Below are 22,106 nucleotides of genomic sequence, written 5' to 3'. Positions count from 1 at the left end.
ACCTAACTGGTAAAGGAACATCCAGTCTATCAGTATGCATACTATTAAACAAATGTAGATAGAAAAGTATCCCTTGGCCTTAGTTCTTGGCTTTGGGATACTCATGTGAACATATGTGATTGGGTTATCAAATCAGGCTTGCTTTTGTAAGGCTGGCGGACCTCCAGTCGGGCGAGGACGAACCCGAAGCCCCACGATCCATTTGCCCAGAGGCAAGCGTGCCAGTAGCCATGTTCCGGCAACGGAAAAGATCATACAGAGAACGAACGAAGCCAGCGTACGAAGAACGTGGCTCCAGTCTGCAAAAAACGTCTCGTCAAAATAATAGGTCACACGCAGCATAAAGGCATGCATGAGATACGCTCCATAGGACAACGTTCCGATGGCCGTCAGCATACTCGCCGCACGTCCCCCCTTATGAGCAATCCACGTCGCTACCCGATAAGCTACAAAAATAGACGCGACGCAATATACAGCCATGACCGGACGCAGCAAAGACAAATAGTTAAAGGAAAGAACTGTACCTCGCGGCGTCTGGAACTGACCGATCATCTCGTACAGTAAGTAGCCTGTAATCACGATAAACAACGGCCAGTATATCATCTGTGCTTTGGTTACCCAAGCATTCCAACGCTTGACGTTCATCCCGGCTGCCGCTCCTAACACAAAATAAAAGAAAAAGTAGATCACATTCCGGTCAGCGTACAAGGTAAACCAAGAGGTAATGACCGGAAGCTGGAGCTTATCCATCGCTTGGTATACGGGTCCAACGGCGAACATGAGCAAAATATATAGCACGCCGAATCCAGCCAATGCAGCGGGTCGCCATTTTGACGGCAGTAGCGCAGACAAATGACGGACCGCATAACGAAACACGGGAAATAACACATAACATTGGATAATCATAACGATGTACCATAGATGATAGCTGCTTTTCCCGTTCAATAGCTTCTGGAAAAAATCCAGCGGGTGAATATATCCACCACTTTGGGCAAGCTGATTTCCCAATTCGTATAAAAGAGACCATATGATATACGGAACGATGATGTCCATGAATCTTTTACGTAAAAACGTTCCGTACTTTAAGACCCCATCATAATTGTAAAATAGCACCATGCCCGTGATAAACACAAACACCGGAACTGCAAATTTGGAACACAGCAGTAAAAGTGTCATCAAAACCCCGTCCTGGATGCGCGCCCCCTGCGCAACCGCATAATGTGCGACGGAATGCTGAAGAACAACGGCGGCAAAAGCCAGCCCTCTTAGCAAAGCGACTTCGGAAATTCTCTCTTTTTGACTCATGTCACTCTCCTGTTACATCTAGCAATTTATAAATCCAGGATTTTTCAAAATCCTCAAATCTATTATAACGACAATTCTGTAAAAATATATAGAAGGATAAACGTGCCAACAGCAAGCAAAGCATCATTTATCTCAGGTTTATTCTATGTTTCACTAACATGTAAAAGCAGCAGTCTTCCCTCTCGGGGAGACTGCTGCTGTAGAAACAACCTATATACAAAGGAGATAGGAAAGCCTGTTAAATCACGTTCTCAACTAGCCGTTAGTTGTTTACAGGTTCCTTCTAGTATCTGTGTACGCATCTGTCCGCGTATCCGCCACCGTATCATCATACGTTCTGTAACGATCCGCATTCAGCGAACGGTTGGTGCGGAAAATATCATAAACATCCCTGTGATGGTCAGCAGAATCCACCAGCACTAAAATCTTGCCCTGATCGACGTATGTCTCGTATTGACGTGCATCATCTTCTGGAATGCCTAGCCCGACCAGTCCACCGACCAAGCCACCTGCTCCCGCTCCGACAGCTGCTCCGGTAAGAGTAGCCGCGATAGGTCCAGCAGCAAGGATCGGTCCGATACCCGGAATAGCCAAGGCCCCGATGCCTGCCAGCAAGCCAGCAACGCCGCCCACAATACCGCCGGTAGCCGCCCCTGTCGCTACACCCTCCGGTGCTTTGGTGCCTGTCTCTTCACTAATCGTCCTTAGCTCGTCACGGTCACGGGTGATCACAGAAATTTCACTGCTTGGGATTCCTTTGCTCTGCAATTGTCCTATCGCACGAGATGCTTCCTGCTCTGTATCAAAAACACCAACAATTTTCTTTTCATTATAATCGTTTAAGTTATTAGCCATAATAGTTACCTCCCAATATTTTGGTGTTGAGTGGTTCGTCTTTCATTACCCCGCCATTATGACGTTTAAACGATTTTATGAAAATTCAAAAGTCGATTAGCATAAAATAGCTTCTATTTAACGCTTTGGCTTTGCTCTGTTGGTCGCCACAGCTTCCAGTGGATCATCCGGCCAATAATGCTTGGGATATCTACCCTTCAGGTCCTTTTTGACCTCAAAATAAGCCTCGCTCCAGAAGCTGGACAAGTCGGACGTCACTTGGACAGGTCGCTGGGCAGGTGACAGTAAATGCAATACAATGGGTACGCGTCCGCGTCCAATACGAGGCGTATCCCTCATACCGAACAACTCTTGTAGTCGTACGGCCAGCGCTGGTGCCTCAGGATTCGAATAATCGACAGGAATGCGGGAACCGCTGGGTACGCGGATATGCGTCGGCGCTTCCTGATCAAGCTGCTGCCGCTGTTCCCAATCTAGCCTGCCTAGCAGCAATGCAGCACTGTCCAGCCGTTGCAAATCGGATACATTTTTGGCTCCTAGAGCAAAAGGCAACAGCCACGATTCCAGTGAATCCAGCAATGCCGATTCCGTGCAGTCCGGCCAGTCCTCAGGCGCCGAGAAGTGCATAAAAATCAAACGAGCCTGCAACTGGAGGGTTTGCCGATTCCATGACAGCAGCTTCAGACCTCGTTCACGGACACCCTGCATCAAGGCAGCAGCTACTTCCTCTGCCGGAGGTCGCTCATAGGACGTTTCCTTTAAGACGAGTGAGCCCAGCCGCAGTACCTTACGGGCTCTCACTGCTGAGGCGGAGCTATCCCAGTATACGCTGGCTTGTTCCAACAGCATTTCACTGCAATGCTCGACCAGCTCTTGCAGTTCAATTGGTGCCGCCAACTGAATGGCACCGTCTGCCCCCTCGTCGTCCACTTCAGCGGCGACGAGATAGGACGAACGCGACATCCACTCCACTTGTCGGAGTCGCGCGCCCCGGCCGCCGCTAAGCAAAAAGCGGCCATCCCCCCGGCCCTGCGCGATCCGATCCGGATACGCAAAGGCCAACAGCAGCCCGCAAGCCGCGGAGCCGTCAGGCTCGTCCTGAGCTGCGGCTGCTGTCGGCAGCGTGGCTAGCAGCTGCCGGCTCTCCTGCACGATACGGCGAATCACCGTATCGTCTACTGCCCGCAGCAGGCTGTGCGTGCTGCGGGCATGGGCCGCCTCGCGCAGGGCATCCAGCCGTGGGCGCAAATCCGTTCCGCCATGAGCGCGGAACGGGTCCCGCTCTTGCAGCAGCGCAGCCAGACGGCTGGCAGTCGGGGCCAGGCCAAGGGCTGCTGCGCGCAACAGCATGTGCCCAAGGCGCGGGTGCGTGCCTAGGGCGGACACCTCGCGCCCATGCGCGGTGATGCCGCCTGTAGTGCCGTCGGCTGCTGCATCCAGGCAGCCGAGCTGATGCAGCAAACCTGTGGCCTGGCGGTACGCGGCCTCAGGCGGGGCATCCAGCCAGGCCAGCTCGGCGGGCTCGCGCACGCCCCAGGCCGCCAGCTCCAGCGCGAGCGGGGCCAGATCCGCCGCGGCGATCTCCGGGCGGCTGGCATCGTGGAGCGCGGCATGCTCCTGCGCACTCCACAGCCGGTAGCATACGCCCGGCTGGAGGCGGCCCGCCCGTCCGCGCCGCTGGTCGGCGCAGGCCTTGGACGCCTTGACGGTAGTCAAACGGCTCATGCCAGTTCGCGCGGAAAATACCGACTCCCGCGAAAGTCCGCTATCGATCACCACCGTAATCCCGGCGATGGTCAAGCTGGACTCGGCAATCGATGTGGCCAATACCACTTTTCGACTGCCCAAAGCCGATGAACGTATTGCCTCATCCTGCTGCTCCAGCTTCATGCTGCCGTACAGCGGAATTACCTTGACGTGTGCTGGTAAATGCTTTGAAGCCAATTCTCGTTCCGTTCTATGAATTTCTCTAGCCCCTGGTAAAAACACCAACAGATCGCCTTCATGAACATCAAGCGCCTTTTCTACCGTGTCAGCCGTAAAAGACTCTAATGAGATTGATGAAGGTTTGGACATATGAAAGGTTTCTACTGGAAATACGGTGCCTGGACATTCCAGCAATGGCGAATCCCCTAACAGTCTGCATACAGGCTCTGCCTCCAGGGTGGCAGACATGATCAATATCTTCAAATCCGGTCGCAACAGCGCCTGGCTTTGCAGGGCAAGTGCCAATCCCAAGTCTGCATGCAGGCTGCGTTCATGAAACTCATCAAAAATAATCAGCCCGACTCCCTCCAATGCCTGATCATGTTGCAGCATCCGGGTCAGTACACCCTCCGTAACCACTTCAATCCGCGTGTTTGGTCCTACTTTTGTATCCATACGAACCCGATAACCCACGGTCTTCCCGGTGGGCTCTCCCAGCGCTTTCGCCATTTGCGCTGCTGCTGCACGTGCTGCCAAACGCCTCGGCTCCAGCATAATCATCTTTTGCCCTGCCAGCCACGGCTCATGCAGCAGCTCCAGCGGTGTTACCGTCGTTTTCCCCGCTCCCGGCTGTGCAATCAGTACCGCCGCCGAATGGGATTGCAGTGTATGTTTAAGCTCGGGGATCACTTGCATAATAGGCAGTTGTTTATCTGTCAATGAAATCTCTCCAATGATACGCTTGATGCGTAGAATCTAAGTTTTAATTCCTTTATTATTGTGAATTTTTCATTACCTGTAATTATCGAGCAATGAATAGAAAAGGCTAAGCTGCCCCTCTGGGACTTCTCTTCGGTCTGTCGTGCATAATTCTTCTAAACCTATTATACAGATATTTAAATTTCCCGTCTGGCCATCGCGGCTATGTATGCTTCGTGTTTAGCTTCTATACCTGTCGAGATGCACTCGCGGCAAGTTCGTTTTATAATATGGTTGATATGGATTGCTGAAGGACGGAATATAGAATCGAGGTCACTTTCGTATGGAATTACAGGCCCAACCCATCAGAGGGCGATTTGCCCCAACACCATCGGGATGGATACACTTAGGAAACGCTCGCACCGCCTTATTATCCTGGCTGCACGTTCGCTCCCTGGGTGGAACCTATATTTTGCGCATGGAAGATATCGATATGACGCGAGCTCGCAGCCAGTTGGCGCAAGGGATTATGGAAGATTTGCGCTGGATCGGGCTGGAATGGGACGAAGGACCCGACGTAGGCGGTCCCTACGGTCCCTACACTCAAAGCCAGCGGCTGGAACGCTTCCAATCTGCATTGGAGATACTACAGGAGCAAGATTTGCTGTATCCTTGTTTTTGTAGTCGGGCCGACATTGTGGCTGCCGCCCATGCTCCACATGGACTGTCTGGTGAAGGACCCGCATATTCAGGTGCATGTCGTAACCTTAGCTCTCAAGATGTCGTAGCCAAAGCACAACATAAACTCCCTTCACTTCGCTTTAAAGTACCGCAAAATCCAGATGCCGTTATTTCGTTTCATGATCAGGTAGCAGGCCATGTGACCTTCGGTGCGGCAGAGGGCGGCGATTTTATCGTCAAACGGGCGGACGGCATGTTTTCCTATCAGCTGGCTGTCGTTGTCGATGATGCAGATATGTATATGACCGACGTACTACGTGGGTATGATCTTCTCGATTCGACTCCCCGTCAGCTATTGCTGTACCAAGCTTTGGGGTTGCAGTCGCCACGTTTCGCACACGTTCCCCTTGTCCTGGGCCCTGATGGGCGAAGGCTGGCCAAACGACATGGTGGCGTAGCACTCCGAGCTATGCGCCGACAAGGTATCACACCGGAAGCAGTCATTGGCTGGCTCGCCTATTTTTCCGGGCTGCTGGATTCACCTGAGCCTGTGAAGGCTGTGGATTTAATCGATGACTTTCATTTGGACAAACTGCCCAAAGAACCCGTCATCCTGACGAAACAATGCCTCATGAGATTATCTGCACTGCAACGGTAATGAGGTAAAGCGCGGAAATCAAAGTGTACGGGCAAGGGCATTCCGCCCTTTGCTCCGCTCGCTTCTATTCCTCCAGTCGCTTACGCATAGCGGACTCATATTCATAAAATACAGACGACGTATTTAGCCCTCTTTCCTCCAGCAGCATACGGAGACGAAGTGATTTTTCAGTCAGCCTGCGACTGATCCGTTGTTGCTCTCCTGCCTCATGACAAGCGTGAAGCAAATCACGTAACTGGACACATTCCTTTTGTAACTGAAGCTCTTCCGGTAAAATGCCTGCATTCTTCAACAGCTTGTACGACATCCGCAGCTCCTCTGGAACATGTGACAAATCCTCGATCACCAGTGGCTTGCCCGCTCCCGGTAAATGATCAAACTCACCTTTGGCCATCGCCTCGGCAATCTTCTGCTCTGCCATTCTGGAGAACATCCCCATCGCCCCTTTCCACTCCTTGTATTAAACATCCTATGTACAATCTATATTAAAGAAACCTGGAGCCCTTTGCCACTGTAGCTTACATATCATTAGGATGTCCTGTTTACATAAAGGAGAAAGAGGGTTATTCTTCGATCCCAAGCAATTGACATACTTGTACTCTATATTTTTTGGCCTTACGTGTTCCATGAATGAGATTGGACAAGCGGCTAGCAGGAATATGGTAGGTATCACAAAATGTTCTCTGATCCATTTGCCTCTCGACTAGCTTTTCTTTGATTTTCCATCCAAAAGGGGTTACAGGATTTCGTAAGTTCAACAACGTTATCACCTCTTCATAGTATAGGATTTAGAATTTTGATTGGGGTTTGGGGTTTGGAGTTCGTCTTCTTCCTTTAAAAGCGCGTCATGCACACACATTAGCTAAGATTTCATTTTGCAGGTTTGGTATTGATTCAATAGTTCATCCAGTTTCATGGATTGTTCAATCACTTTGGGATGCGTTAAAAATCCGTATTTCTTCTGGACTTGGTACAGTCTTTTTCTGGCCCGTTCGACACGAAGTAAAGTCACACCTGGATTCATCAGCATGATTCCCCCTTCTGTGTCATATCCTAATACAAAACGTAAACTTTTGGATTTTTTGAAAATTGGCTCGACAAAAAAAGTGCTTCTGGAGCATTCCAGAGGCACTTTTTTGGCGTTTTATGTTTACTTGGTAAATGATAAGAAAACTCCTTCAAACTGAACTTAAAAATTACCTATGCTCCACTGCGCAGTCGGATGGTGTTTCCCACCGCCACCGGATTTCCTAAAAAAAGTCCGATGAAGGTTAAAATTCGTGGCTAAAGCGACCGCTTTACTTGCACAGTAACATTCTACCTTCTTCGTTTTCCATATATATTTTATTTTATTCAACTTGGAATCAACACTGAGAAATGATTAATAACTATTAATAATAAAATAATCTTTCTTTTCGCCCTTCTCTAACTAAACTTTCATACTTTGTACACATTCTAAAGTCTGCAAATTGTTTGAACTGCTCAAATAATCTTATACAGCTAATGAAAAAGGCTTCTTTGTTAATGACTAATGATTTAGATAAAACGTCTAGTAAGTATTTAAATCCATATGAGTAATTGCCTTTATTTAAGTAGTATTTAGCCAGTTCATATTTAAAACGCGTTGATTGTTCTGGAACCACTTGATGAGTGTACATATCAGCAGATGGTTGCTGCTGGGTGATCGAATCTATCTCCGTTTCGAACTGCTTAAGTATTTCATCCACATCAACTTGAAATCGGTTAGCCGCCATCATAATATTCAATAATTGAGTAACCATTTCTTTAGTGGTATTTGATGATACACTAATATATTCAACATAATCAGGAAGCACACTCATATCTCCGGACAATAGTTTATTTACATACGTATTACCTTCTGACCAATGTTTGTACAAGTTGACCCAGTGTTGAGTGTTCTCATCCGTTTCTATGACCCAATCCAAGTTTGCGTAGGCGTATGTATATTGTAGGGCTTGTTGATAATCACCTTGAGCTTCACAGACACTGGCGCACAGTAAATCAGCATAAGTAATGTATGCGAATAACGGACACTTTGTTTTCTTGCCAGAACCCTCTCGCTTCTTCTGCTGATGCTTCATCGAATATTGGATTTCCGCTTTATCTCTCATTTTTCGAGCTGTCGTATCAAGTCGATCCCATAAGCGCAAAGAACGATACACATTCGCCAAATCTTTTAGCGCATCAAGTTGGTCTATTTCATCCAGACGTTCCACAAAGGGTTCAAATAGCGTTGCTGCCTTGAGATTACGGCTCTGATCGTCTCCAACTTGAATCGAGAATATACGATATTGACAGATGGCCAAGCGTTCAGAATGCTGATATTTCTCCACTTCTGCGACATTCTCATAGAGAGGCAGCGCAGCAACATGTCGTCCCTGTTCAAATAATGCTTCTGCAACATCAAATAGCCTGGACGCATACAGCGGATTATCCATGATATGTCCAACCATTCGACGGATTGCATCCAGCTTGTCCAGCTCCGCACAACGATACAATAATGGCTCGATTCGCCTAAAATTCGGAGAAAGGTCAATGATGTAATTTTCTATGTATAGATCGTAAAAATAGCCTTCTGGCAAATCCATAGCCGCAGTAATTCGGTCTAGCTGCTGTACGGAAATAGGACGATGCTGAGTAATCCAATTACTAAGCGTTCTTTGATGAACTCCTGAATATTCGGCAAATTGACTCAATGTCATATCATTTTGTTTTAGATAATCCTCAAACTCCGCTGAAATCGTAGGTGTATGCTTCAAGTCATAACCACCCTTCACATAAAAATTCCATTATTTTAAAAATCACCCTCTATTCTTCTCCATAATTAACCATCTGTCAATATATTATGCAACTAATGTTTATAGCGAAAATTCAGCATAACTTACACATATTGGGACATGTTGGACAAGCGACATCCTGGAATCATTGGATGGTTTCAAGTAAAGATTTCACAGCGTTGATATGACTAATTCATTTCCCATGTGGATTCTCACCAGTAAATGATATAGAGGTGAGGTCCCATGCAGAAACTCTGTTGGACCTTTAAATTACATGAAAAATCCCCTGATGTTGATGTAATCAAGGGATACATAGGTTCATTTCTCTCGCTTTGATAATGCGAAGTTGATTATTTCTCCAGTCACCATTCCTGTCAAAATTGCATAGATTCCCATAGCGCTCATCTTATATCCCAAAGCGTAAAATAACCCTATACCTATTGCGTAGCCCAACAAAATCGCTGCATAGAGTTTTAGTAACTTACTCATGGAAATTCTCATAAGCAACTCCCACCTAAATTTATACTTCAACCATTGTAAATGTTAGTTAATTGTCGCATAAAAGTAAGGGGAATTTTCCGAATCAGGAATCCGTTAAGAAGAAATTTGCACCTATTCACTGCTGGGCAGGCCACGAAACAAGCCTTCTTTTTCATACCATCCACGCACTCACATGGAGTGCGACAATCTTGAAAAGCTGGCACGCCGATGGAATTGATATTTCGATCCACGCACTCACATGGAGTGCGACAAAAAAATAGAAATTATTTCAACTATTCGATGTGATTTCAATCCACGCACTCACATGGAGTGCGACGACAACTACCAAGGCAAAGGCTAAGCGTCCTAATGAATTTCAATCCACGCACTCACATGGAGTGCGACTTAAACTACTAATCGGAGGTCTAAACCATGGATAAATTTCAATCCACGCACTCACATGGAGTGCGACGCAGAAAGCTACAACCTCACAGCCTATTCGATTATTTCAATCCACGCACTCACATGGAGTGCGACATGTCATCACCGGATTGATAACACGGCGGAAGGCAGAATTTCAATCCACGCACTCACATGGAGTGCGACTTGTCGTCACGTCCGCTATTAACATATCCTCCTCCTGATTTCAATCCACGCACTCACATGGAGTGCGACATAAAGACGGTAAGCTTCAGCTAGTAGAACTACAATTTCAATCCACGCACTCACATGGAGTGCGACGCAGAAAGCTACAACCTCACAGCCTATTCGATTATTTCAATCCACGCACTCACATGGAGTGCGACATAAAGACGGTAAGCTTCAGCTAGTAGAACTACAATTTCAATCCACGCACTCACATGGAGTGCGACGCAGTGTCGATATCTCGCCATTCTTCGATTGTCTTATTTCAATCCACGCACTCACATGGAGTGCGACCCACAATAGCTTTGTCGATTGTTTTTCCATTAACTGATTTCAATCCACGCACTCACATGGAGTGCGACCTTGTTTATAATCTTCAAAGTTATAGATAAGGTATTTCAATCCACGCACTCACATGGAGTGCGACTGAAATCGTACACCGAGCTAATATGGGCAAGCTGTGGATTTCAATCCACGCACTCACATGGAGTGCGACAGCGAAAATGCAGTAATTGATACCCTAATGATATCAATTCTACACATTGTCGCAAAAACTGATGTCAAATAAGCTTGGATCAACTATTGACTTTACGGATAAATAGTAATTTTAATACTTTTCGACAAATTTCGAGGTGCGAAGGACCCGGGGTTTTTATGTGAGCTTCACATTCGCACCTTATAAAATCAGTGGGCTTCCCATATCGTAAGCTTCCTTAGCCCCTATATGCTCTACTTTCTTTTTATAGCTATCTCCAAAGTTGTAGAAACGCAGGCTGTCTTCTTTTTTGTCTATCAATTCTTCTAATTCATATTTTAAACGGCGGAACTGGGTCGAATCCAAAATGCACTCAAACACGGAATTTTACACCCTTTGTCCGTGATCTACGCACCTTTTCACAACCTTTTCCAGTCTTTTTCTGCCTTCTCTATCTAATGTACTTACATCATACGTAATTAGTATTAACAAGATCAACCTACTTCCACAAAAATGGAGGGTACTCGTCCAGATCTCCCCGAATATATCTAGCCAAGAGCAAAGCCTGTGAATAGGACACAAGCCCCCAAGACATTTTCTCATTCAAATAAGGATGAATCATTTTTTCCTGTTTCCGTTCTTGCCATGCCTTCAATACGATTTTCCTCGTATCATCGTCCATCATGACAGCCTCGTTTTCTTTTTTGTAAAATCCTTTGCCATGAATCATTTTTTGTTAATAATGTAAGAACAAAACGGTCGGTATTTACTCCTCTAAGCTCTTTCATCACATCCAGTGCCAATTAGGCTCGCCCTGGACGATCTCTATGCAGAAAACCTACATAAGCATCCAGACCGACAGCTTCCAGTGCGGATTTCATATCGTTGGACAACAGTGTATAGGCAAAAGATAATAGGGCATTCACGTTATCTAACGACGGGCGCTTATGGCGTCCATGGAAATAAAAATCATCTTTTTGCTGTAAGATCAGATCATCCCACACGGAATTGTACTGAACCAACGCCGTCTCCCTCCAAACCACGTAAAATCTCCAGCTCCTCACTTCACGGACCCCTTCATGATTTCGGATAAAGAGGCGCTCTCCACTCGTACGACCAAGTGGCGGCTGCTCCGTCATGATCCACGCACTCATATAGAGTGCGACAATTATTCGGTATGAGCCTTTTTTGTCGTTGAAGATTTCAATCCACGCACTCATATAGAGTGCGACCGTTTATGCGCGCAGGATTGAACGTGTATTACTCGTAATTTCAATCCACGCACTCATATAGAGTGCGACAGCCCAAGGTGGTGAACAAGTGAAGCAGACTGAGCGATTTCAATCCACGCACTCATATAGAGTGCGACCCCGTTCCATTTCGGCTTTATTCCGTCCAAGAGCATTTCAATCCACGCACTCATATAGAGTGCGACCATGTATCCAATGTGTTATATCCCTCCTTATAGATTTCAATCCACGCACTCATATAGAGTGCGACTAAGCGGCCCTTGCCGTCAGGCGACACGGATATATTTCAATCCACGCACTCATATAGAGTGCGACAGCGAAAATGGGTCAAATGCCTCCTATTTAAGTACCATTCTAGCGTTATTTTGGCAAAAACGCATCTAATATTACCTCATCCTCTTGCGATCGTTTAAAACTTGTTCACATTCGATATAATTCGACAAAATCTGAGGTGCGAATCTCTCGGAGAATTCATGTGAGCTTCACATTCGCACCTGGACAGACTCGCTTTTTGGCTTAGCAACAAATACCTGCCTGGACTTATTTCACCTCTGCCAGTTCTGCCACCTGTGAAGGAGTAAGCGCACATTCGAATATATTTAATTCATCGATAGCTCATTTAAAAGCAGGGTCCCACCAGTTAACACCAAAGCTGAATGTTCTGGCTTTGGGTAAATACATCCGGAAATATCCACTACATTGATCAGAAAAATACCTTTATGTTTTCGAAAATCATAAAGGTATTTGTAAAATATTTTATGAAAACGTTCGGCAAAAGTTGAGTTATTAATCCTGTTCATCATACCGGCTGCATTACCTGCATAATCCTTCCCATCCGTTCCAGCGCCTTCTCCAAATCGACGAGCGAGGCTGCATATGAGCAGCGAATAAAGCCCTCTCCGCCTGATCCGAATACATGTCCCGGTACGACCGCCACCTTCGCTTCCTTCAGCATACGAAGTGCAAACTGCTCAGATGACATGCCAGTAGAAGTAATTGAAGGGAAGGCATAGAAAGCCCCCTCAGGCTCATGACAAGCAAGCCCGATTGCATTCAAGCCGGCCACAAACAGCTTGCGACGTTCATTGTAGCTCGCCATCATCTCATCCTTGGCAGCCAAGCCATGGCGCAATGATTCCAGCGCGGCAATCTGTGCAATGGTGGGCGCACACATGGCTGTGTACTGGTGGATTTTCAGCATGCCGGCAATCAGCTCATGCGGACCGCACGCATAGCCTACCCGCCAGCCTGTCATCGCAAATGCTTTGGAAAAACCACTGATGACAATCGTACGCTCCTTCATGCCCGGCAAAGAGGCGATACTGACATGCTTTCTCCCGTAAGTCAGTTCGGCATACACTTCATCCGAAATGACGACCAGATTATGTTTGATAATGAGCTCTGTCATCGGCAGCCAATCCTGCTCCGTCATAACTGTTCCAGTCGGATTACAGGGATAATTGATCATTAAAACCTTTGAATGAGGTGTAATTGCCGCTTGCAGCGCTTGCGGGGTCAGCTTGAATTGCTCCTCTGCCGTAGCCGCCACCTCTACAATTTTACCGCCATGCAGATGGGTAATGGGTTCATAGGCAATATAGCTTGGTGCTGGAATCAGCACCTCGTCACCCGGATCGATCACTGCTCGCAGCGCCAGGTCGACGGCTTCACTGCTCCCCACCGTCACAATCATTTCCTGCTCAGGGTCATAGGAAAGCGCGAAGCTGCTGGAAAAATAAGCCGAGATCTCCTCCCGCAGCTCCATCAAGCCGGCATTCGAAGTATATTTCGTCTGTCCTTCACGCAATGCCTGAATGCAAGCTTCACGTACCTTTTCCGGTGTAACGAAATCAGGCTCTCCGACCCCAAGGGCGATTGTACCTCCGCCTGCTGCATTCAGATCAAAAAAAGCGCGAATTCCCGATGGCCGAATATCCCGTACACGCGAGGATACAAACCGCCCTGTCCCCTTTTCACTAAACATATTACGCCATCCCCCATTCCTGTTTCCGCTCATGGAGCGAGCTGGCAATAATATGGTCCAGTAGCTGTGTAAAGGTTATACCCGCAGCTGCCGCACTCTTCGGAAGCAGGCTGTTGGCGGTCATTCCCGGTAATGTGTTCACTTCCAGCACGTAAGGTCTATCCTGACACAAAATCATATCGACCCTTGCATAGACCTTACATTGCAGCAGCCGGTAGCTGGCCAGTGCCGCCTCGCGCACACGCTGCTCAATAACAGGAGGAAGCTCGACCACCTTCTCCTCAGCGCCGCCGACCTCGTATTTTGCTTTGTAGTCGAACCACTTCGAACGAGCGGAGCTAATGCTAATAATCGGTAATACCTCGCCATCTACGATGGAGCAGGTAACCTCCTTCCCTTTATGATAGGGCTCAATCAAGATCGCTTGATCCAAGCTGCAAGCCTCCTGAACAGCTGGTAGCAGCTCCTTCTCATTTTGTACAAGCTGGATGCCAATGCTGGATCCCCCTGTATTCGGCTTCACAATAACCGGGTAGCCCAAACGCTCCACCACCTGCGGATCATAATCGTCCATCCCCTGCCAGTAAAGGCCTGAAGGCGTATGCACACCCGCTGCCTTCAACAGCATCTTGGACAACTGCTTATTCATGCATAAGCTGCTTGCCAGGACACCGCTGCCTGTGTAGGGAATGCCCAGCGTCTCCAGCGCTCCCTGCACCGTGCCGTCCTCGCCATACTGACCATGCAGTGCCAACAGCGCGATATCAATGCCTGTCTGCTGGACCTGCGCGATTAAATCCGCTCGCTGCTCGATCACCATTGGAACCACTTCATAACGGCTGCGATCCAAATGATTGATCATCTCTTGACCTGTCTGCAGAGAAATCTCACGCTCAGAGGAAATACCGCCCATAATAACGCCAATTTTCATCATGACACCTCATTTTTCTTCAAAATCTTTATGTGGCTACGGATTGTTCTTTTGATCGCTGGTGCTTCTCCAGAACAATATTCCGTCTCTGTAGCTCTTTTCTAACCATTATGCTTTAAGAAAGTTACGTGTCTGTTTGCCGATTATTTGAATACCCCGTTCGATATTTTCATCCGTTACTCGTGAAAACCCAAGCCGCAATGTATTCGTCCCTTCGCCTTCTTGAATAAAAAACTTGTCTCCCGGTGTAAAAATGACGCCCTGTTCGTTGCAAGCTTCTAGCAGCTGGCGTGTATTTACGCCTGTCGGGAAGGTAAGGAACAAATGCAAGCCCCCGTCACCAGTTACCTGCGCCTCAGGAAGATGTACTTCACAGCATGTCTTTGTCAGCTCATATTTGCGCTTATACTCTGTACGTGCTTTTTTTACATGTTTATCGAAATTTCCGTTAAGCATATATTGGTATAAAATCGATTGATCGATTGTTGAGGTATGAATGGTGCGCGCACGCTTAATGCTTTCCAGAGTGTCAATCAGTGCTCGGTCTCCAAGCACCCAGCCTACACGCAAGCCAGGGAACAGCACCTTGGAGAAGCTGCCAATATAGATTACTCCGTTCCCTTGGCCTGCTGTCGCTATTAAGGGCGCAATATGCGCTCCCGAGTAACGCAGCTCCTCATTGAATCCATCCTCGATCACCGGAATCTGATGGCGTGCCATTAATTTCATAACAGCGCTGCGCTTTGCCGGCGACATGACGATGCCTGTCGGATTATGATAGGAAGGAGTCAAATAGGCCAAATCGAAGCTATTGTTCTGCAGTACCTCCTCTAGCCGCTCTACATCAATACCGTCACACTCCATCGGAATGCCGGTAATCTCAAATCCTTGCAACTTCAAATTTTTGATCGCTGTGTGATGGGTCGGATTTTCACAAATTGCCGCTCCACGGCGTGCAGAAGGGCGTAAAGCCGACAGCACAATGTCAAAGCCTTCTGTAAACCCGCCTGTAATCAGCATATCCTTGCCAATTATATCAACGCCTTTGTTCTCCATATAATGCATCAGATAATCAATCAGCGGCTTGTAGCCCTTGGCATAGCCGTAGTTGAGCAGCACCTGCCCTTCGATTGCCATCCGATCCATAAAAGCTCGCCTTACATCCCCCAGATCAAACAGCTGCTCATCCGGAGCGATGCTTGTGAACGAGATAGTTCCCTTTTGGGCACGAATGCCCTGCTTCATCATATCCAGATCAACAGCCGATACAGCATACTCGTTCATTCTTGCCTTCCAGTCGACCTCCCAGGTGGCAGAACCGTCAGATCCTCCGTTATCTACGGCCGACTGGCCCACCATGGCGGCCACATAACTCCCCTTTCCGGGAATCGCATACGTAAATCCGTCATCCTCCAAGCCTTCATAGGCTGCAATGACTGTATTGCGGCTCACCTTAAGCAGAACGCTCATTTCTCGTGTGGAAGGCAGCTTCTGATCCGCCTGAAGCGCCCCTTTTATAATTAAACGATTGACGTATTCTTTTACTTGTATCGAGACCGGGCGGTCACTTACGAGCTTGAAATCCTGGAACATTCTTCATCGCCTCCCCCTATAATGATGGCATACAAGACGAGTGAAAAAAAAGAACCACCGCACTGGATTTTTCATCCTTCGGTGGTTCTTCCGCATTTTATCCCCTGTACGCCCTCATATTCTTGCCTCATTCCCCCGCATCATTGCCTCTCATCGCGCCCATTGCGAGCATTGTACATATCACAAAGATCGTTTCACTTCGATTTTATTTTCTTCCTTCTGCGGCTGAAGCCCTGAGAACTATGCAAAGCATACCAGTCAAACAAAACCATATGCCGTAACGACTGACCGTGAATCCTGCCGCATCGTCAATTGTCACATGGAGTGCGCCTATTTCTTTCTTGAGGACGTCCTCCATTCATCATATTTCAATCCACGCACTCATATAGAGTGCGACGTAATGCGCTTATGAGAGTTAAAGATCAAAAAGATTTCAATCCACGCACTCATATAGAGTGCGACTTTTTTTCTGTGTTGCAATAGTAGCAATGCAGGAATTTCAATCCTCGCACTCATATAGAGTGCGACGGAGATCTACAGGCGGGGGATATCGTGCTTGTAACGATTTCAATCCTCGCACTCATATAGAGTGCGACGTTAAGTTGTTGATAGACAAGTACCATCTCGTCATAATTTCAATCCTCGCACTCATATAGAGTGCGACTTTAGATGCAGAAGCAGTACAGCCAACCAAAACCATTTCAATCCTCGCACTCATATAGAGTGCGACCATAGGCAAGGGTGGGTCTACTAAAAAGCTACTGGAATTTCAATCCTCGCACTCATATAGAGTGCGACAGCGAAAATGCAGTAATTGATTATCTAATGATATCATTTCCATGCATTTTCGAAAAAAGCAATGTCTAAAAGGCTTAAATTAACCATTGACTTTTTCTCACTGATAGCATTTTCTATACTTTTCGACAAATTCCGAGGTGCGAAGGACCCGGGGTTTTCATGTGAGCTTCACATTCGCACCTTATAAAATCAGTGAGCTTTCCATATTGGAAGCTTCCTTAGCCCCTATATGCTCTTCTTCTTTTTATAGCTATCACCCAAATTGTAGAAATGCAGGCTAAGTTCTCTTTCGTCTATTAATTCTTCTAGTTCATACTTTAAACGTCTAAATTGGGTCAAATCCAAAATACATTCAAATAGAGATACATAATCCTATCCTGTTTCATTGTACCATGCCTTCATTACGATTTTCCTTATATCATCGTTTCATCATGACAGCCCATTTTCTTTTTTTGTAAAATCCTTTATCTAATCATTTTCTTGTTAATCAAAAACAGGACAAAACAGCCGGCATACGCCTCGAAACTCTTTCATCATATCCAGTGTCAAGGAGGCTCATCCCGGATAACCTACATTAGCATCCAAGCCGACGGCTTCCAGTGCTGATTTCATATCGTTGGGCAGCAGTGTATAGGCAAAAGATAACAAAGCATTCACATGATCTAACGGCAGGCGCTTATGGCGTCCATGGAAGTAAAAATCAATTTTTCACTACAAAATCAGTTCATCCCAAACGGAATTGTACTGAACCGCCTCCCTCCCCTCCAAACAGCGTAAAATCACCAGCTCCTCCACTTCTCTGTGATGCCATGCGTTCATGATGACAGGATATTGGTCAGATTTAATTCTGCCTGGATGATAATATAATCCAGTTTTCATATAAATACCTCAATAGTCCCTGTTTATATCATCATCATACGAGATTGAATGTACATCATAAGTGCTGGTAAACAAGGAAAGTTTAACGCAGGAAGTTATCCCCCTGGAACCAGTGAGTCAGGTTACGTATAAGAATTCGAATTCATCCCTCACATCCGTAACTGATACTACGTATAAAAATAATAGGTATAAAGATTCAACGGGGCAGTTATATACTTTACCCGTATTACAGCCTAAACCAGCGTGTATGGGAAATCACTCATTAACACCAATGGATTTTAGCACTAACTCCGCGAGCTTTCCTGAATGTCGAGACCTGAGAAACGGGCCGTATCGTTCGGTATGGTCACATATAGGGTTTGCATGGGCTAGTACACGGGTTCATTTACCAAGTGCTAGAGAGATTCGTGATAATAATAGTGGTTATAATGGAAGCACAGGATTTATCTATATGGGTGGTTGGAGTAACACCAATATGGCGGTTGATGTTGGTTTGCAGCATAGTACAAAATATAATGACTGGGCTCCTTTTATGCTTATTGAAGGTGTGAAGAACCCTTATACTTTTAAGCCACGTTTTGAACCCGATCAGGAAGTACAAATGAAATTTTATGTTCCTTCTGACGGTAACATTGCCTTGACTGTAACAGGTTATGCAGACGGTGAAAAGATAAGTAGGAGCTATGTCGAGCCGGCCCCAGGTTGGACTGCTACTGGCAACGGTAACCTTATCAAAAGAACGACAAGTATAGGGCAGATACAAGATCGACAAGACTATAATGATGGATCTTACATTAGAAGAGTTCGTTGGGCCACATCCTATATCGGTTCAAATTCAGAAGATAATATCCCTTGGCGTAACAGTCAAACCTATGATTATTGTTCTATGCCACGGAGAAAGTTGAAGTGGATTACGTGCATGGAGGAGAGGAAACAGACAGTATATTTTTAGACTGAATTTTTATGAGAGGGGCTGCTTCGCCCCTCTCTTTTAAGGAGGAAATTTTGTGGGAAAGATGTTGTTCAGAATTATGCTTATAGGTGCATTGTTTTTTTGTTTTTCTCAACCCAATACAGGAAAAATGTCAGCTCAGAGTATAGCTCCAAGCACTCCATTTTTGAAGATTAACAATTACTATGTCTTGTTCACAGCCCCCAAAGCACCTTATATTGATCAGAACAATCGCTATATGGTGCATTTGAGATCCATTAATGATTTGTTGGGAGGACAGACTAAGTTTAACCCAACTTCTAACACGGCTACAATTAAGTTTGGAACACACAAGGTTGAGTTTAAAATGAACTCCACTGAGATTGTTACCGACTCGAACACGTCCGTGATGGATACCGTCCCTGTACTTTATAAAAATGCGATGTTTGTGCCTTTAGGGGTACTTACTAAGCACTTAGATATACACCAGGAATGGGATCAGCAAAATAAACTGTATTCCCTCTCTGGGAAAGAATTGATGAAGACACCTATGATGGAGAATGTAGAAGATTCTGATCATTTTAGAGAACAAGTGGAAAATGAAAATGCATTCCAGTTGTTATCGTACAAATTGACCATGGGAGAAAAAATTCATCTGGCCATTACAGCTAAGAATGTGACAGGGAAAAAGATTAGTGAGAGCATTGAAGATTTAAATACTACTTTTATTTTTTCTGACAATAGCACAGCCCGGGAAAATAGAAATCGTAAAAGACCCAATATAGATAAGGATGAAATTGTAACTCGCGAATATGACATAGATTATGTGAAAACAATTGAGAATAATAAAATTATCAAACATGAGCTGTCGTATATTCTCTTTAAGGGAAGAACGCTAAAACCATAGAATCCCTTATGTGAAATGGTACTGTTTTCCTTGCAGATGGGTCGTAGGGTGTGAATTGAGTTAAAAGTAAAGCTGATCCAAGAAGGGATCAGCTTTACTTTTGCCATTCTAATTATGTAGCCATACAGAGGCTTTCATTCTCCTCCTCTTATCAAGGCTACTGAAATAAAAAATGACAATAAATATTATAATATGGAAACTTTTTGCTGAATAACAACGTCTATATAGTTGATCGTTGATTTATAAAAAATTCCATAGGAGGAACAAACATTGAGAAAAGTGAAATGGAAAACGAAATTGATTATCACTTCAATGACATTTGTTTTATCTTTAATGGCAGCAACAGTAAGCGCTGACACTGGAGCCGCGCATATTAAAATTGGTTCTATATCAGGTGGGGCAAGTAATATCTCCTATTGGTACGATTCATCTCTTTCAACATACGGCCAAACTGGTGCTGTAGACAATGCGAAAAGTAAGTGGGATGCAACATCATCTAGAATTGGATGGAGTTCTGGAAGTTCCTCAAGTGCAAAATTAAAAGTTTATGTCGGGAATTACTCACTTCCTGGAGGTACTTACGGATCAACCTCTTACTTTCTTTCTAACGGACAGCAAGTTGACGCTGGAGCCATAACAAATGGGTCAAATTATGATGTGGCTAGAGTTGTATTAGATGCAGGCTGGACAAGCGGCTGGTCACAATCAGAAAGATTTATGAATGCTGGTCACGAACTTGGTCATGTACTTGGCTTAAACCACTTTCAAAATGCTCCTGCTCATGCAGGAGAACATTGGATGAAATCAGGTAGATATGCTCTCTCATCACCTACATCAACAGATACTTCACATGTGGTTAAGAAATGGGGGAATTAAACATGAGGAAAAAACTGGTATTGACGGTCGCTGCTTCTCTAGCACTTGGGATGGGGATTTTCTCCTATTCATATTCAAATAGTGCGGCAATAAGTAAGCAAGCCCAACATAATGCTAATCTAATTGCTATGAAAGACCCTTCATCTATATTACGTACAGGTGAAATTGAAGCCAACCATGCAATTTTCACAAATGCAGATGATGCGGAAGCTCAATCCGATGCTGTAGTTAAAGTCATTGCAACCGGAGAAAGCAAAAATGTCATTGAAAATTTTGATTGGGGGCCTTCAGGTAGAACAGAAACTAAGGTCAAAGTAACTAAAGTATATAAAGATTCCATAAAAAAGGAAATCGGTTCTGAACTTGTAGCATTCGAGCCTACCTATGTGATCCAAGACAAACAGGGCAGTATTAGAATGAATTATGAAGATTACACACCAATGCAAGAAGGGAAGGAATACATCTTATTTTTAGTATGGAGTGAGCCGCTTGGTGGATATTGGATTAATGCTTTAGAACAAGGAAAGCATGATTTGTCTGGGAGTGATGCAGAAGAAAAAACATTACAAGCTACTAATAATCAGTATAATGAGCTGAAGAAAAGTGTATTAGAAAAATATAAATAATGACTGGCAGGTAATAACTTATATGTGCCTTTTCGGACAAATTAACTCACTCAATAAAAACACGCCGTCCTGCTACTAAATTCCTTGGCGGGATGTACTGGCTCTAAGGTGGCTGCTCTTCCCCCCTTAGAGCCACGCAAAATGGTACTGTTTTCGGTGCTAATAGGTCCTAGGGCTGTGAATTGAGTATAATTATGTAGCCATACAGAAGTTTTCATTCTCTCCTCCTCTCCTCTATCAAGTCCAGTTCGTTCAACTCCAGTGCCGCATTTGTCTCAATTACTCCCACATTCCTTCTTCATCCATTGTACTGTGACGTTCGCATCTTATTACGTATTTCGAATACTCTAGTATCATTGAAGCAAGCAGCTGTGTTTTTTCGCCATACGTTAGTTTGTATTGTTCTGAGATTTTCATTAGAAGAGATTGAACACCTGCCTCAAAAGCGTCATTGTCTTCTTCCTTACTCCAAAAAGTAGCGATAATGCGCCGGAGCCAATACAAAACCTCCTTATGAAATATACTACGTCTCCAACACGCACCCATATAGAGTGCGACGCTTAAAACATTGTTTATGTCTCGATAACATTAATTTCAATCCACGCACTCCATACAGAGTGCGACGTGCGCCGTTCTCCGGCTCGCAAACACCAACATGATTTCAATCCACGCACTCCATACAGAGTGCGACATTGTAACTCTCACTCTTTTTCCTCCTTTTTTGCATTTCAATCCACGCACTCCATACAGAGTGCGACCTAATCGAAGAGAAGTCGGATGAAGAGGTTGCTGCAATTTCAATCCACGCA

Annotated in this window: 19 protein-coding genes, 2 pseudogenes and 4 CRISPR repeat arrays (1 of these 25 only partly in view); of the genes and pseudogenes, 5 read left to right on the top strand and 16 right to left on the bottom strand. The window is 45.5% G+C overall.

Annotated elements, in window-relative coordinates; translation table 11 throughout:
- Positions 1-132 precede the first annotated feature (132 nt).
- The 3 genes from JOE49_RS16075 to hrpB all read right to left on the bottom strand — a co-directional run bounded on the left by JOE49_RS16075 (position 133) and on the right by hrpB (position 4,806).
- Positions 133-1,305, bottom strand: coding sequence for an acyltransferase (locus tag JOE49_RS16075; protein ID WP_023988293.1), 1,173 nt, complete (start codon positions 1,303-1,305; stop codon positions 133-135).
- 270 nt (positions 1,306-1,575) lie between these two features.
- Entirely contained in the window at positions 1,576-2,160 is a 585-nt protein-coding gene (locus tag JOE49_RS16070; protein WP_028542417.1) for a general stress protein, read from the bottom strand.
- Positions 2,161-2,277: 117 nt separating this feature from the next.
- Entirely contained in the window at positions 2,278-4,806 is a 2,529-nt protein-coding gene (gene hrpB, locus JOE49_RS16065; protein ID WP_209941837.1) for an ATP-dependent helicase HrpB, read from the bottom strand.
- 322 nt (positions 4,807-5,128) lie between these two features.
- Here hrpB and gluQRS point away from each other — a divergent pair, with 322 nt between their 5' ends.
- A complete protein-coding gene (gene gluQRS, locus JOE49_RS16060; RefSeq protein ID WP_023988291.1) occupies positions 5,129-6,124 on the top strand; it encodes a tRNA glutamyl-Q(34) synthetase GluQRS in 996 nt (331 codons plus the stop codon).
- A gap of 64 nt (positions 6,125-6,188) precedes the next feature.
- On the opposite strand, the gene JOE49_RS16055 is transcribed toward gluQRS, so the two are convergent.
- From JOE49_RS16055 to JOE49_RS26805, 13 genes and pseudogenes are all read right to left on the bottom strand, one after another.
- Positions 6,189-6,563, bottom strand: coding sequence for a DnaJ family domain-containing protein (locus JOE49_RS16055; RefSeq protein ID WP_069080479.1), 375 nt, complete (start codon positions 6,561-6,563; stop codon positions 6,189-6,191).
- Positions 6,564-6,687: 124 nt separating this feature from the next.
- The gene (locus tag JOE49_RS16050) at positions 6,688-6,882 is read right to left on the bottom strand and encodes a Rha family transcriptional regulator (protein ID WP_023988289.1); all 195 of its coding nucleotides are present in this window, start codon (positions 6,880-6,882) and stop codon (positions 6,688-6,690) included.
- 104 nt (positions 6,883-6,986) lie between these two features.
- The gene (locus JOE49_RS16045) at positions 6,987-7,154 is read right to left on the bottom strand and encodes an aspartyl-phosphate phosphatase Spo0E family protein (RefSeq protein WP_019687040.1); all 168 of its coding nucleotides are present in this window, start codon (positions 7,152-7,154) and stop codon (positions 6,987-6,989) included.
- 361 nt (positions 7,155-7,515) lie between these two features.
- On the bottom strand, positions 7,516-8,904 hold the full coding sequence (locus JOE49_RS16040) for a helix-turn-helix domain-containing protein (protein WP_209941836.1): 1,389 nt from the start codon (positions 8,902-8,904) through the stop codon (positions 7,516-7,518).
- Between the two features lie 336 nt (positions 8,905-9,240).
- Positions 9,241-9,423, bottom strand: a complete 183-nt coding sequence (locus JOE49_RS16035) for a hypothetical protein (protein ID WP_209943723.1) — start codon at positions 9,421-9,423, stop codon at positions 9,241-9,243.
- Between the two features lie 152 nt (positions 9,424-9,575).
- A CRISPR array of direct repeats spans positions 9,576-10,543; the repeat unit is 32 nt; unit sequence ATTTCAATCCACGCACTCACATGGAGTGCGAC.
- A gap of 180 nt (positions 10,544-10,723) precedes the next feature.
- A pseudogene (gene cas2 / locus JOE49_RS16030) lies at positions 10,724-11,014 on the bottom strand (CRISPR-associated endonuclease Cas2).
- A 7-nt stretch (positions 11,015-11,021) separates the two neighbouring features.
- Positions 11,022-11,584: pseudogene (gene cas1, locus JOE49_RS16025) on the bottom strand (CRISPR-associated endonuclease Cas1); the annotation flags it as partial.
- Between the two features lie 137 nt (positions 11,585-11,721).
- A CRISPR array of direct repeats spans positions 11,722-12,087; the repeat unit is 32 nt.
- A 484-nt stretch (positions 12,088-12,571) separates the two neighbouring features.
- Positions 12,572-13,756 carry an aminotransferase class I/II-fold pyridoxal phosphate-dependent enzyme gene (locus tag JOE49_RS16020; protein WP_076294868.1) on the bottom strand — a complete coding sequence of 395 codons (1,185 nt, stop codon included), beginning with the start codon at positions 13,754-13,756 and terminating at the stop codon, positions 12,572-12,574.
- A gap of 1 nt (position 13,757) precedes the next feature.
- Positions 13,758-14,687, bottom strand: coding sequence for a D-alanine--D-alanine ligase (locus tag JOE49_RS16015; protein ID WP_209943639.1), 930 nt, complete (start codon positions 14,685-14,687; stop codon positions 13,758-13,760).
- 108 nt (positions 14,688-14,795) lie between these two features.
- Entirely contained in the window at positions 14,796-16,280 is a 1,485-nt protein-coding gene (locus JOE49_RS16010) for an aminotransferase-like domain-containing protein (RefSeq protein ID WP_209941835.1), read from the bottom strand.
- A 365-nt stretch (positions 16,281-16,645) separates the two neighbouring features.
- A CRISPR array of direct repeats spans positions 16,646-17,078; the repeat unit is 32 nt; unit sequence ATTTCAATCCACGCACTCATATAGAGTGCGAC.
- 225 nt (positions 17,079-17,303) lie between these two features.
- A complete protein-coding gene (locus JOE49_RS16005) occupies positions 17,304-17,417 on the bottom strand; it encodes a CRISPR-associated endonuclease Cas2 (RefSeq protein ID WP_231517282.1) in 114 nt (37 codons plus the stop codon).
- A gap of 216 nt (positions 17,418-17,633) precedes the next feature.
- A complete protein-coding gene (locus tag JOE49_RS26810; RefSeq protein WP_256703524.1) occupies positions 17,634-17,735 on the bottom strand; it encodes a CRISPR-associated endonuclease Cas1 in 102 nt (33 codons plus the stop codon).
- A gap of 54 nt (positions 17,736-17,789) precedes the next feature.
- Positions 17,790-17,957, bottom strand: a complete 168-nt coding sequence (locus JOE49_RS26805; RefSeq protein ID WP_348635863.1) for a hypothetical protein — start codon at positions 17,955-17,957, stop codon at positions 17,790-17,792.
- A 247-nt stretch (positions 17,958-18,204) separates the two neighbouring features.
- On the opposite strand from JOE49_RS26805, the gene JOE49_RS15995 reads away from it, so the two are divergent.
- From JOE49_RS15995 to JOE49_RS15980, 4 genes are all read left to right on the top strand, one after another.
- The gene (locus JOE49_RS15995; protein WP_348635900.1) at positions 18,205-18,909 is read left to right on the top strand and encodes a YrpD family protein; all 705 of its coding nucleotides are present in this window, start codon (positions 18,205-18,207) and stop codon (positions 18,907-18,909) included.
- Between the two features lie 64 nt (positions 18,910-18,973).
- A complete protein-coding gene (locus tag JOE49_RS15990; RefSeq protein WP_245248679.1) occupies positions 18,974-19,795 on the top strand; it encodes a copper amine oxidase N-terminal domain-containing protein in 822 nt (273 codons plus the stop codon).
- 270 nt (positions 19,796-20,065) lie between these two features.
- Positions 20,066-20,671 (top strand): hypothetical protein, encoded by a 606-nt coding sequence (locus JOE49_RS15985; RefSeq protein WP_209941828.1) that lies wholly within the window; start codon positions 20,066-20,068, stop codon positions 20,669-20,671.
- A 2-nt stretch (positions 20,672-20,673) separates the two neighbouring features.
- Positions 20,674-21,297 (top strand): hypothetical protein, encoded by a 624-nt coding sequence (locus JOE49_RS15980; RefSeq protein ID WP_068940699.1) that lies wholly within the window; start codon positions 20,674-20,676, stop codon positions 21,295-21,297.
- A 591-nt stretch (positions 21,298-21,888) separates the two neighbouring features.
- Positions 21,889-22,106: direct repeats of the CRISPR family, unit length 33 nt; unit sequence ATTTCAATCCACGCACTCCATACAGAGTGCGAC; it runs 287 nt beyond the window's last position.

Source organism: Paenibacillus sp. PvR133 (assembly GCF_017833155.1).
GTDB classification, from domain to species: domain Bacteria; phylum Bacillota; class Bacilli; order Paenibacillales; family Paenibacillaceae; genus Paenibacillus; species Paenibacillus polymyxa_B.
The sequence above is the reverse complement of the archived record's forward strand: the minus strand, read 5'-3'. Positions and strand labels throughout refer to the sequence as shown.